11 protein-coding genes are annotated in these 11,914 nt (G+C 72.1%); 8 read left to right on the top strand and 3 right to left on the bottom strand.

Translation table 11 applies throughout. The annotated features are described in order from the left end of the window. Nucleotides 1–49 precede the first annotated feature (49 nt). Nucleotides 50–1,174: a multiple monosaccharide ABC transporter substrate-binding protein gene (chvE, locus tag ACIPWA_RS02085; protein ID WP_082608647.1), complete on the bottom strand. Its 1,125-nt coding sequence runs from the start codon at nucleotides 1,172–1,174 to the stop codon at nucleotides 50–52. Between the two features lie 272 nt (nucleotides 1,175–1,446). On the opposite strand from chvE, the gene ACIPWA_RS02080 reads away from it, so the two are divergent. The 6 genes from ACIPWA_RS02080 to ACIPWA_RS02055 all read left to right on the top strand — a co-directional run bounded on the left by ACIPWA_RS02080 (nucleotide 1,447) and on the right by ACIPWA_RS02055 (nucleotide 9,024). Then, a complete protein-coding gene (locus tag ACIPWA_RS02080; protein WP_082608618.1) occupies nucleotides 1,447–2,703 on the top strand; it encodes an ROK family transcriptional regulator in 1,257 nt (418 codons plus the stop codon). A 121-nt stretch (nucleotides 2,704–2,824) separates the two neighbouring features. After that, nucleotides 2,825–3,595, top strand: a complete 771-nt coding sequence (locus tag ACIPWA_RS02075) for an ATP-binding cassette domain-containing protein (RefSeq protein WP_056647650.1) — start codon at nucleotides 2,825–2,827, stop codon at nucleotides 3,593–3,595. A 548-nt stretch (nucleotides 3,596–4,143) separates the two neighbouring features. Further along, entirely contained in the window at nucleotides 4,144–6,165 is a 2,022-nt protein-coding gene (locus ACIPWA_RS02070) for a glycosyltransferase family 2 protein (protein WP_400287885.1), read from the top strand. Then, the gene (locus ACIPWA_RS02065; protein ID WP_068627251.1) at nucleotides 6,129–6,497 is read left to right on the top strand and encodes an STAS domain-containing protein; all 369 of its coding nucleotides are present in this window, start codon (nucleotides 6,129–6,131) and stop codon (nucleotides 6,495–6,497) included. The genes ACIPWA_RS02070 and ACIPWA_RS02065 overlap by 37 nt, the downstream gene beginning before the upstream one ends. Further along, nucleotides 6,497–7,717: a glycoside hydrolase family 26 protein gene (locus ACIPWA_RS02060; RefSeq protein ID WP_400287884.1), complete on the top strand. Its 1,221-nt coding sequence runs from the start codon at nucleotides 6,497–6,499 to the stop codon at nucleotides 7,715–7,717. The genes ACIPWA_RS02065 and ACIPWA_RS02060 overlap by 1 nt, the downstream gene beginning before the upstream one ends. Before the next feature lie 2 nt (nucleotides 7,718–7,719). Continuing rightward, complete coding sequence (locus tag ACIPWA_RS02055) at nucleotides 7,720–9,024, top strand: family 16 glycosylhydrolase (RefSeq protein WP_400287883.1); 1,305 nt, start codon at nucleotides 7,720–7,722, stop codon at nucleotides 9,022–9,024. 148 nt (nucleotides 9,025–9,172) lie between these two features. On the opposite strand, the gene ACIPWA_RS02050 is transcribed toward ACIPWA_RS02055, so the two are convergent. Continuing rightward, nucleotides 9,173–9,691: a GNAT family N-acetyltransferase gene (locus tag ACIPWA_RS02050; RefSeq protein WP_036571229.1), complete on the bottom strand. Its 519-nt coding sequence runs from the start codon at nucleotides 9,689–9,691 to the stop codon at nucleotides 9,173–9,175. 93 nt (nucleotides 9,692–9,784) lie between these two features. Here ACIPWA_RS02050 and purU point away from each other — a divergent pair, with 93 nt between their 5' ends. After that, nucleotides 9,785–10,666: a formyltetrahydrofolate deformylase gene (purU, locus tag ACIPWA_RS02045; RefSeq protein ID WP_056647638.1), complete on the top strand. Its 882-nt coding sequence runs from the start codon at nucleotides 9,785–9,787 to the stop codon at nucleotides 10,664–10,666. Between the two features lie 22 nt (nucleotides 10,667–10,688). Beyond that, nucleotides 10,689–11,177: a hypothetical protein gene (locus ACIPWA_RS02040; RefSeq protein WP_400287882.1), complete on the top strand. Its 489-nt coding sequence runs from the start codon at nucleotides 10,689–10,691 to the stop codon at nucleotides 11,175–11,177. A 72-nt stretch (nucleotides 11,178–11,249) separates the two neighbouring features. Here ACIPWA_RS02040 and ACIPWA_RS02035 read toward each other — a convergent pair whose 3' ends face one another. Next, the gene (locus ACIPWA_RS02035) at nucleotides 11,250–11,717 is read right to left on the bottom strand and encodes a GNAT family N-acetyltransferase (RefSeq protein ID WP_400287881.1); all 468 of its coding nucleotides are present in this window, start codon (nucleotides 11,715–11,717) and stop codon (nucleotides 11,250–11,252) included. Between the last annotated feature and the right edge of the window lie 197 nt (nucleotides 11,718–11,914).

The following is an 11,914-nucleotide window of genomic DNA, read 5'->3' as shown; positions in this document are numbered from 1 at the left end:
GTGCCCGGCCCCGGACGTGGGTCCCGGGGCCGGGCACGGCGCGGACCGGTCAGAGGCCGAGCTTCTCGGCCGTGTAGAAGCCGGAGTCGACGAGCGACGACTGGACGTTGTCCGGCGTGACGACCTGCGGGTCGAGCAGGTACGACGGCACGACCTTCACGCCGTTGTCGTAGGTCGTGGTGTCGTTGACCTCGACCTCCTCGCCGTCGATGATCTGCTGGACCATGGTGGCGACCTGGTCACCGAGCGTGCGGGTGTCCTTCCAGACCGTCATCGCCTGCTTGCCCGCGAGCATGTTCTTGACGTTGGCCTCGTCGGCGTCCTGACCCGTGACGAGCGGCCAGGCGTCGCCCGGGGTGTAGCCGCCGCCCTCGAGCGCCTGCTCGATGCCGAGCGCGAGCGAGTCGTTGGGCGACAGGACGACGTCGACCTTCTTGTCGGTGTAGAACGAGTTGAGACGGTTCTCCATCTCGGACTGGGCCTTGGCGGACTCCCAGCCCTGGATGCCGATCGTGGTCCAGTCGTCGACCGTGGCGGGCGCCTTGCCCGAGGGGACGACGAGCTGGCCCTTCTCGACGTATGGGCTCAGGACGTCCCAGGCTCCCTTGAAGAAGAAGCGGGCGTTGTTGTCGTCGGGCGACCCGGCGAAGGGCTCGAGGTTGAACGGGCCGGCGCCGCCGGCCAGACCGAGCTGCTCGGCGATGAACTCGCCCTGGAGCGTGCCGACCTTCTCGTTGTCGAACGTCGCGTAGTAGTCGACGTGCTCGGAGTCGTTGATCAGACGGTCGTAGGCGATGACCGGGATCTCCTCCTTGGCCGCGGCGTCGAGGACGGGGCCCAGGGCCGTGCCGTCGATCGAGGCGATGACGAGGACGTCCGCACCCTGGTTGATCATGTTCTGCAGCTGCGTGATCTGCTGGTCGACCTTGTTGTCCGCGTACTGGAGCGTGGTCTCGTAGCCCGCGCCGCCGAGGAGCTCCTCGAGGTGGGCGCCGTCGTTGTTCCACCGCTCGAGGCTGCGGGTGGGCATCGCGATACCGATCAGGGGCGTGTCGGTCCCCGTCTCGCCACCACCGGACTCTTCTCCCGCACGCTCCGAGCTGCAGGCCGTGAGAGCACCGAACAGCAGCGTCATCCCGGCAGCTGCGGCGACCGCCTTGCGCATAGACGTCATCGTCATTCCCTTTCGTCTTCGAACCAGGGGGCGGGCCTCAGCTGTGAGACCCGGGATGCCTCCGAGCCGCGGAGGGAATCCGCGTGGCCTCGGTCGGCACTGCAGTGAAACTAGCCACCCTTGAGTTCGAGCGTCAAGCGCAGTAATCAGTTCGTGACCTAATTGTGTTCGAGACTCGAACTCACGGTGCAAGCGGTACCACCCCTGGGCACCCGCAGAATCCCCGTCCTGCCTCACTTCTGCGGCCCTCGGGAGCGTGTACGCTCCTTCCTGTGAACAACGACCGGTCCACGCCCGGCTCGCAGACCTCACTCCGAGAAGCGAACCGAACACGCATCGTGGATGCGGTGAAGCGCTACGGCGGGCTCACCCAGGTCGAGCTCGCCGAAGCGACGGGACTCTCGACGGCGACGGTCTCGACCATCGTCAAGGAGCTGACCCAGGCAGGGGTCGTCGACACCCGACCCACCTCGCGCTCCGGGCGTCGCGCCCTCAAGGTGACCCTCGCGCGCCAGCTCGGTCTCGTGGCCGGCATCCAGTTCGGCCACCGCCACCTCAAGGTCGCGCTCGGAGACTTCGGCCGCACGATCGTGGCCGAGCAGCAGATGCCCCTGCCCGTCGACCACCGCGTCGACACGGGCCTGGACCGCGCCGCGCTCCTCGTCATGGACCTCCTCGAACGCGTCGGTGCCTCGACCGACGAGCTCCTCACGGTCGGCATGGCCCTGCCCGCCCCGGTCGACATCTCGACCGGGATGATCTCGGTGCGCGGCATCATGCGCGGCTGGGACGACCTGCACGTCGGCCAGGTCATGTCCAAGCGGCTCGCCCGCCCCGTCGTGGTGGACAACGACGCGAACCTCGCAGCGCTCGCCGAGGCCGAGCTCGGCGCGGCCCGGGCCGTCCGCGACTCCGTGTTCGTCCGGGTCTCGTACGGGACCGGGGCGGGGGTCGTGATCAACGGGAACGTCCACCGCGGCTACGCGGGCACGGCCGGCGAGATCGGGCACGTCCAGGTCGACCCCGCGGGTCCCATCTGCCGCTGCGGCAACCGCGGGTGCCTCGAGACGATCGTCGGCTCCGACGCGCTCCTCGCCCTGCTGCGCTCGAGCCACGGCGACCTCACGCTGCGCGACGTCATCTCCCGGGCGCTGGCCGGCGACCCGGGCTGCAGCCGCGTCGTGGCCGACGCGGGCGACCGCATCGGCATCGCGGTCGCCACGCTCGCGAGCGCCATGAACCCGCAGGTCATCGTCGTGGGGGGCGAGCTCGCCGAGACCGGCGAGATCCTCGCGGGCCCCCTGCGCGACGCCGTCCGCCGGCACCTCGTGCCCAACACGATCGCGCCCGTCGAGGTCGTGCTGAGCGAGCTCGGCCCTCAGGCCGAGGTCATGGGTGCGCTCGCGCTCGCGCTCCAGTCGACCGACGTCGCGAGCGACGTCCGCCTGGCTCCCGGCGCCCCGGGCCCGGTCGGGCTGTCGACGCCTCCGGACCCCGGTGGCACGAGCCGGTCGGGGGCGACCGGATGAGTCCCACCACCCGACCGACGACGACCCGCGCGCCGCGCGGGACCGCACGACCGCCGCACCACGACGACGTGGTCGGCCCCCCGACGCCCTCGGGCGCCCGAGCACGAACAGGTGACACGACGTGAGCAGCACCTCCGCCCTCCCCGCACTGTCGTTGCACGGCATCGACAAGTCCTTCGGCGCGGTCCGCGCGCTCGAAGGCATCGACCTCGAGGTGCGACGAGGCGAGGTCGTCGCGCTCGTGGGCGACAACGCCGCGGGCAAGTCGACGCTCGCCAAGGTCATCGCGGGCGTGCTGACCCCGGACGCGGGCATCATCGAGTCCGACGGCGTCCCGGTCACCATCCCGTCCCCGGCCGCGGCGCACGCGCTGGGCATCGCGACCGTCTTCCAGGACCTCGCGCTGTGCGACAACCTCGACGTGGTCTCGAACCTGTACCTCGGGCGAGAGCTCCACAAGGGTCCGCGGCTCGACGAGGCCGCGATGGAGGAGAACGCGCGGCGCATCCTGCGCGACCTCACGTCCCGCATCCCCTCGGTGCGCACGCTCGTCTCCGACCTGTCGGGTGGGCAGCGCCAGAGCGTCGCGATCGCCCGCACGCTCCTCGGGGACCCGCGCATCGTGGTGCTCGACGAGCCCACGGCCTCGCTGTCGGTGTCGCAGACGGCCGAGGTCCTGACCCACATCGAGCGCCTGCGCGACCTGGGCCACGCCGTGATCCTCATCAGCCACAACATGACCGACGTGCGCGCGGTCGCGGACCGGATCGAGGTGCTGCGCCACGGGCGCAACAACGGCAGCTTCTCGGGACCGGGCACGAGCTACGAGGAGATCATCGCCGCGATCACGGGCGCCATGACGACCCCGCGCCGCAGCGCCCGCCTGGCCTGAGAGCACGGCGCCGCGCAGCGCCCGGCGACCAGGGCGCCCGGGCCTCTGAGCGCTGCTCCGCCCGGTGTTTCCCCCCGCCGGCCCCCTCGTTCCCGCCCGCCCCCCGACCCACCGGACCGCTCGCCGCGACGTGCGTGGCGCCGTCGGGCCGTGCTGGCGGTGCAGGGCGCGCACGCCGCGCAGGGCGCGCGAGGCGCACGGACGCCTCGCGACCGCGTGCGCCGCACGTGACACCCCCGTGAACGGGACGTCAGCCCGCGTGACGGGGCGTTACCACCGGGTTGCCGACCTGTGGAGATGTGGACGCATAACGGACATCCGCTACGAAAGGCGCACCGAGGTGCTTCCGTGCCGGCCACCGTTGCCCCTACGTTCGGAGCACGACACCGCAGGAGGCCCGGACGCACCGGACCACCCGTCGTCGTGACAGGCACGCAGGGGTGTCTCTGCCCGTCCCGACGTCATCGCCGCCGCCGCTCTCGAGCCGCCGTGCGCGTCCTGCGTCGCACGACGACCCGACCTGGTCTCGTCGTCCGGCGGAGGTACGCATGGGAAGCAGCAGGCTCGCAGCGGTACGGCTCCTGGCCGTGGTCGCGGTGGCGTTCGGACTCGTCTACATCGGGTGGCGGTGGTCGGGGACCGTGGCCTGGGACGCCTGGTGGATCGCGGTCCCCCTTGTCCTGGCCGAGACGTACAGCCTCGGCGAGACCGTCCTCTATGCCCTGACCATGTGGAACGCGAGGCGTCGCGCGCCGGCTCCCCCGGCTCCCGAAGGCCTGAGCGTCGACGTGTTCGTCACGACCTACAACGAGCCCGTGGACCTGGTGCTGCGCACCGCGATCGCCGCCCGGGACATGACGTACCCGCACACGACGTGGATCCTCGACGACGGCAACCGGTCCGAGCTCGAGGTCGCGGCCTCGCGCGTGGGGATCGGTTACATCACCCGCGGCCCCGAGTGGGAGGGGCGTCCCCGCTTCGCCAAGGCGGGCAACGTCAACAACGCGCTGTTCCGCACGAGCGGCGACCTCGTCGCGATCCTCGACGCCGACCAGGTCCCCGAGCCGCGGTTCATCGACCGCGTCCTGGGGTACTTCGACGACGAGGAGGTCGCGTTCGTCCAGACACCCCAGCATTTCTGGAACGTCCCCCCGAGCGACCCCCTGGGCACCCAGGCCGAGCTCTTCTACGGCCCCATCCAGCAGGGCAAGGACGGGTGGGGGGCCGCGTTCTTCTGCGGGTCGAACGCGGTCCTGCGGCGCGAGGCGCTCATGGCGCTCGGGCTGACCCGGTTCAGCCGGGACGCGCGCGGCAGCATGCGGGCCGCGCTGCGGGCCGGCCGGTCTCGCCTCCAGGACCTCCTGAGCCAGCTCGCGGTCCGTGAGCCCACGGCCATGCCCGTGGCCGAGCAGGCGCTAGCCGCGGTCCGCCGGGCCGAAGGGCAGTTCCGCCGGGGCGACGTCCTGACCGAGATCACCTCGGAGCTGCGCTCGGCCTTCACCGCCGCGCTCGCGCCAACCCCCGCTCTCCCCGAGGACGTCGCGGGAGAGCTGCTGGGCGAGCTCGACGGCGTCCTCGAGCTGGTCGACGTCGCCCGCACCGACCAGGCCTTGACCATCAACCCGCTCGACACGACGACCATCACCGAGGACATGGCCACGGCCATGCACCTGCACGCGATGGGCTGGACGAGCGTCTACCACCACGAGGTGCTGGTCCGCGGTCTCGCACCCGAGGACGTGGGCACCGCGCTCTCGCAGCGCCTGCGCTGGGCGACCGGGTCGATGCAGGTCTTCTTCCGCGACAACCCGCTCATGGTCCGCGGGCTCACGCTCGCCCAGCGGCTCATGTACCTGGGCACCATGACGAGCTACCTGAGCGGCTTCGCCGCCCTGGTCTACCTCTCGGCGCCGGTGCTGTTCCTGACGGCCGGGATCTTCCCGCTGCACGCCGACCCCACGTTGTTCTTCCTCCACTTCATCCCGTTCTTCGTGGCCTGCCAGCTCCTCTTCCAGCTCTCCGGCAGGGGCAGCCGCGGGCTGTGGCGCGGGCAGCAGATGTCGTTCGCGCTGTTCCCCACCTGGATCGCGGCGACGCTCTCCGGCGCGTCGGCGGTGTTCCTCGGGCGGCACGTCGCGTTCTCGGTCACGTCCAAGACCAAGCAGGCGACGGGCACGGGCTACCGGCACGTGCTCCCCCAGGTCGTGGCCGCGGTCGTCCTGATCGTGGCCTCCGCGGTCGGGGTCGCCCGCATGCTCGTCGGCGAGGCCTCGGCCCCGGCGACCTACCTGACCCTGGGCTGGGTCGCGGTCGACCTCGCCCTCCTGTCCGCCGCGCTGCGCGCAGCGCGGTACACCGGGCCCGGCGACTCCGTCGTGGACCCCACTCCCCCGTCCGTCGCGCTCCTCGCGGCCCAGGCCGTGAGCGACGGGCTCGACAGCAACGACAGCAACGGCGCTGAGCTCTCCTCCCTCCTCGACCCGACGGATCTCCCGCTCGACCTCACCGTCCGCCACGTACCCAGGAGCTCGCCATGGCCACCATCGTCAGCGCACCCGACCTCACCCTGACCCACCCCGTCACGAGCATCGACCTCCCGTCCGGCGGTCGGCTCGACGCCGCCGCCGTCCTGTCCCTGCGCGGCCCTGTCGCCACGGCTGTCGCCGACGGCCCGGTGCTCGTCCTCCTCGACGTCTCGGGGGTCGACGGCGTCTCGCCGTCCGGGATCGCCGGCCTGCTGGACCTGTTGCGCGTGGTCCGCTCGCGCGGCGGGGATCTGCGGATCTTCGGCGCCTCGACCGCCGTCCAGCACGCCTTCACGGCCCTGGGCCTCGATGCCGTGGCGCGCGTCTACGGCGGTCACGACGAGGCTCGAGGTCTCCTCGCCTCCCGGGCCTCCTGATGACGTTCTACCTCCCGGGCACCGGCGGTCGCAGGCGTCGGCCCGGCCTCGTGACGCCCGTCATGATCATGTTCCTGGGCGTGGGAGCGGTCGGCGCGGGCTTCGCGGTCGCGGGTCCGGCCGAGGACACGGCGCCTCCCGCCCCCGAGACGTGCACGGCCGACGCCGCACAGGTCGTCCCGGCCGACGGCACCCTGCTCGGGGTCAATCTCGACTGGGCGTCCGAGACGCTCGAGGAGCACCGGACGTACCTGGGTCACGCCCCGGCCGTCGCGGTCCAGTTCTCCGACGTCCCCTACGACCGCGCGACCTGGGAGCACACGGTCAGCGCGGTCACCCAGATGAAGGCCAACGGCGGCGTGCTGCTGCTGACCCTCGAGCCGCACGCGGGGCTCGCCGCCATGAGCGACGAGGTGATCGCGACGCTCGCCCACGACCTGCGCGAGGTCAACCAGCAGGGGGTCGCGGTCGTGCTGCGGTTCGCGCACGAGATGAACGGCTCGTGGTACGCGTGGGGCCAGCAGCCCACGGCGTACGTCGAGACGTTCCGGCGGGTCGCCGCGGCGGTCCACGACCAGGCACCGGGTACGGCCATGATGTGGGCCCCCAACTACGGGGGCGGCTATCCCTTCACGGGCGGGCAGTTCGCCGCGCTCCCCGGGTCGGCCGACTACGCGGCGCTCGACACCGACGGCGACGGCACGGTCACCATGGCCGACGACAGCTACCTCCCGTACTTCCCGGGGGACGACGCCGTGGACTGGGTCGGGGTCTCGCTCTACCACTGGGGCAACCAGCGCCCGTGGGGCAACAACGAGGTCCCCGAGGACGGCAAGTTCCTCGCGATGCTGACGGGCACGTACGTCGGCACGGCCGGGGACGACGCCGCCGTCCCGGACTTCTACACCGTGTACGGCGTCGAGCACGGCCACCCGGTCGCGGTGCCCGAGACCGCGGCGATCTACACGCCCTCGCGCGGCGGTGCGGCCGAGCTCGACATCAAGCGCGCCTGGTGGCGCCAGGTCTTCTCGCCCGAGACCCACGAGCGGTTCCCGCAGCTCAAGATGGTCAACTGGTTCGAGTGGGACAAGTACGAGATCGAGATCGACGACGACGTCGACTGGCGCGCGGCGGGTGCCACCGACGTGCGCGACGCGTTCGTCGCCGACCTCCCGTCGTGGCTGCGCTACGCCGAGGACGTCTCGACCTGCGAGGAGTGACCATGCACCGGTCCACGCACCCCAGCCGCCTGTTCACGGTCGTGATCGCGCTCGCGGTCCTCGGCACGCTCGGGGCCGCGGCCGTCGGGCCCCCCGCCGCCCGGACCGCGAGCGCCGCCCCGACCATGGGCGCACCGCCCGGCCCCCTGACGTGGTCGGACGAGTTCGACGGCGCTCCCGGCGCCCCGCCGGACCCTGCGCGCTGGCGCCTCGAGACCGGAGGCAGCGGCTGGGGCAACGACGAGCGCCAGTACTACACCGACAGCCCGAGCAACGCCTCGACCGACGGCGCCGGGCACCTCGTCATCACGGCCCGTCGGGAGAACCCGGCCGACCACCAGTGCCACTACGGTCGCTGCGAGTACACGTCGGCGCGCCTCATCACGGCCGACCGCTTCGCCCAGCAGCACGGGCGCTTCGAGGCGCGGATCAAGATCCCGGGCGGGCAGGGCACGTGGCCCGCGTTCTGGATGCTCGGGCAGGACATCTTCACGACCGAGCCCTGGCCCGCGAGCGGCGAGATCGACGTCATGGAGAACGTCGGCAAGGAGCCGGGCACGGTGTGGGGAAGCCTGCACGGTCCCGGGTACTCGGGAGCGGACGCGGTGCACGAGTCGTTCACGCTCTCCGGCGGCGAGCAGGTCGCCGACGACTTCCACACCTTCACGGTCGACTGGGGGCCCGACGCGATCACCTGGTACGTCGACGGCACGGCGTACTCGCACAAGACCCCCGACGACACCGGGGGCGGCGCCTGGGTGTTCGACGACCCGTTCTTCCTGCTGCTCAACCTCGCGATCGGCGGCGACTGGCCCGGGTCGCCCGACGAGAGCACGACGCTGCCCGCGCAGATGGTCGTCGACTACGTCCGGGCCTACGCGTGGGACGAGACCGACGGACCCGGGACGGCGCCGGTCGCCTCGACGGGCCGGCTCGTGGGGCTGGGCGGGAAGTGCCTCGAGCTGCCCTGGGGAGACGCCGCCCCGGGGGTGCCGGTCCAGGTCCGCACGTGCTCGGACGCCGCCCACCAGCAGTGGACGTTCGAGCCCGACGGCACGGTCCGCACGCTCGGGCGCTGCCTCGACGTCGCGTGGGGTGCGCGCGAGGACGGCGCGAAGGTCCAGACCGCGCCGTGCTCGGGCGACCCTGCCCAGCAGTTCGTGCTCACCGCGAGCAACGACCTGGTCAACCCGCAGGCGGACAGGTGCGTCGACGTCACCGACTTCAGCACGACCGACGGGTCCCCCGTCCAGCTCTGGGGCTGTGCCGGGACGGCCAACCAGAAGTGGTGGGTCGCCTCGCCCTGAGTTCGTCGTCGCCCGAACCGTCCCGCGCACCGCGGGACGTGCCCGCGCGGCGGGCGCTCCGCCGTCGGGCACCCGCCGCGGTGCGCGGCCGGGACGCAGCGAGGCGCGTCCCCCAGGTCGGGGGACGCGCCTCGTGCGTACCGGTGGGTCAGTCCTGCCCGACGGCGTCGCTCGCGTTGCGCGCCTCGGCCTCGCCCAGGATGCGGCGCAGGTACGTGTAGGTGAGGTCGCCCGCGGCCTTGTCGTACTGCTCCTCGTAGCCGTGGCGCGTGTAGAGCTCGAGGTTCTGCTTGGAGTCCTTGCCCGTGAAGACCCAGATCTCCGTGGTCTCCTCGGGCAGGTGCGGCAGCACCGCGAAGAGCATCTGCGTGCCGATCCCGCGGCCCTGCAGGTCGGGGGCGACCGCCAGGCGACCGAGCGTGGCCTTGCCGCCCTCGATCTCCACGCGCACCGAACCGACCAGGCGCGGCCCCTGCCACGCACCGAGCGTGATGACGCCCGGGGTCGCCAGGTCCGTCTTGAGCTCCGCGAGCGTCTGGGTCAGCGGGGGGATGTTGGGGTCCCCGTAGAGCTGTGCCTCGGTGACGAACGCTGCCCGGCGAAGCGTGAGGAGCTCCCCCGCGTGCTCGTCCGTGACGAGGTCCATGGTCATCGGCGTGTCGGTCATGGTCCCATCGTGTCAGATCCCGGCAGGGCCGACGTGCTTGTCCGCGGGTGGAACCGTGCCCGTCTCAGCCCCCATCGCGGCTACCCTGGGACCGTGTCCAGCACTCCCCTGTCGAGCGCTCCTGCGCCCACGCCCACCCACTGGGTCCTCACGCTGTCCTGCCCGGACGGTCCGGGGATCGTGCACGCCGTCGCGGGGACCCTCGCCGAGCACGGCGGCAACATCACCGAGTCGCAGCAGTTCGGCGACCCGTTGTCCGGGCTGTTCTTCATGCGCGTCCAGGTCGAGTCGACCGCGTCGCGCGACGAGCTCGAGACCGCGCTCGCGCCCGTGATCGAGGCGTTCGACATGACCTGGAACCTCGACGTCGTCGGGCGCCGCGTGCGCACGCTCGTCATGGTCTCCAAGGCCGCGCACTGCCTCGTCGACCTGCTCTACCGCGAGCGCTCGCAGGGCATGCCCATCGAGGTCGTGGGCGTCGTGGGCAACCACCGCGACCTCGAGGACATCGCCGCGTTCTACGGCAAGCCGTTCCACCACGTGCCCGTCACGCGCGACACCAAGGGCGCTGCCGAGGACCGGCTGCGCGAGCTCGTGGCCGAGCTCGACGTCGAGCTCGTCGTCCTCGCGCGCTACATGCAGATCCTCTCGGACGACCTGTGCCGGGACCTGTCGGGCCAGGTCATCAACATCCACCACTCGTTCCTGCCGAGCTTCAAGGGCGCCCGCCCCTACGCCCAGGCGCACGACCGCGGCGTCAAGCTCATCGGCGCCACGTCGCACTACGTCACGGGCGACCTCGACGAGGGGCCGATCATCGAGCAGGACGTCGAGCGCGTCGACCACTCGCGCGCCGTCGAGGACCTCGTGGCGCTGGGCGAGGACGTCGAGCGCCGCACGCTCGCACGGGCCGTGCGCTGGCACGCCGAGCACCGCGTGCTGCTCGACGGGCACCGGACGATCGTCTTCCGCTGACGGACCGGTCCGCGCGGCTCCCGTGACCATCCCCCCGCAGGCCACGCTCCAGGTCGTCACGACCCGGTGGACCAAGCGTTCGCGCGGCGGCGACGCGGCGACCGTGCGGAACGCGACGCCCGTCGCGTTCCGGCTCCCGGCCGGGTCGGCGCCCCTCGTGCACGCGGTCGAGATGCACGAGGAGCACGGCTTTCGACCGGTCGAGTCGATCGGCGGTCCGGCGACCGCGGAGACGGTCTCCCTGCGCGTGCGCGACGGTCTGCTGACCGTCTTCGTTCCCGTCCCGGAGTGGCACGCGATCCCGCCTCGGCCACGCCGGCCGCCCGCGGTCCGTCTCGCCCCGGGCGAGTGGGTGCGCTGGCAGATCAACTACCGCTTCTCGAGCCTCGCGGGGATGCAGGACTGGTCGTACTGGCAGGACACCGTCAACGTCGCCTGCGGGCCGGTGACGCGTGACGTGTTCCTCGGCACGCCGACGTACCTGGTGGACGAGCGCGGCTCGTTGCGCTGACCGGCACGCGCGGGCACTGGGGGCGCGGACACTCGTCCGGCAGCCGCCGTCTGCCGCCCACCGCCCGCTGCCTCAGAGCGGCAGCTTGAACCCCTCGTGCGACTGCGCGTACCCCAGCGAGCGGTAGAACCGGTGCGCGTCCTCGCGCGCCTTGTCGGACGTGAGCTGCGCGAGCGACGCCCCGCGCTCACGGCCGCGCTCGTGCGCCCACGCCATCATCGCGCGCCCGATCCCCTGGCCCCGCAGCCGCGAGTCGACCCGCACGGCCTCGACGAGCAGCCGGGTCGCTCCGCGCCGCGAGATGCCCGGGACGAACGTCAGCTGCATGACCCCCATGACCTCGCCGCCCACGTCGGCGACGACGAGCTCGTTGTTCGGGTCCGCGTCGATCGCGGCGAAGGCGGCGAGGTGCTCGTCCCCCAGCTCGCCCGTGCGGCGGGCGGCGATCGCGTCGTCGGCGATGAGCTCGACGACGCGGGCGAGGTCGTCGCGGCGGGCGGTCCGGAAGGTCACGGGGCTCGGGGTGGGATCGGTCGTCACGGCTCGGCACGCTACCAGGCAGGGGAGACGAGGGGCCCATCACGCCTGCAGCGCGAGGGCCCCTCTCGGACCCGGCCCGGCTCGAACGGGCAGCCACCCTCAGCAGCTGCAGGCAGGACGCGCCTTACCGGGTAGGCGCGCCTTGGGCGGGTTCAGGGATGAACGTACATCGAGCGGTGGAGCAGGTCATCGTCTGT

Origin of the sequence: Oerskovia enterophila (genome assembly GCF_044748475.1) — a bacterium.
Taxonomy (GTDB): domain Bacteria; phylum Actinomycetota; class Actinomycetes; order Actinomycetales; family Cellulomonadaceae; genus Oerskovia; species Oerskovia enterophila.
The sequence above is the reverse complement of the archived record's forward strand: the minus strand, read 5'-3'. Positions and strand labels throughout refer to the sequence as shown.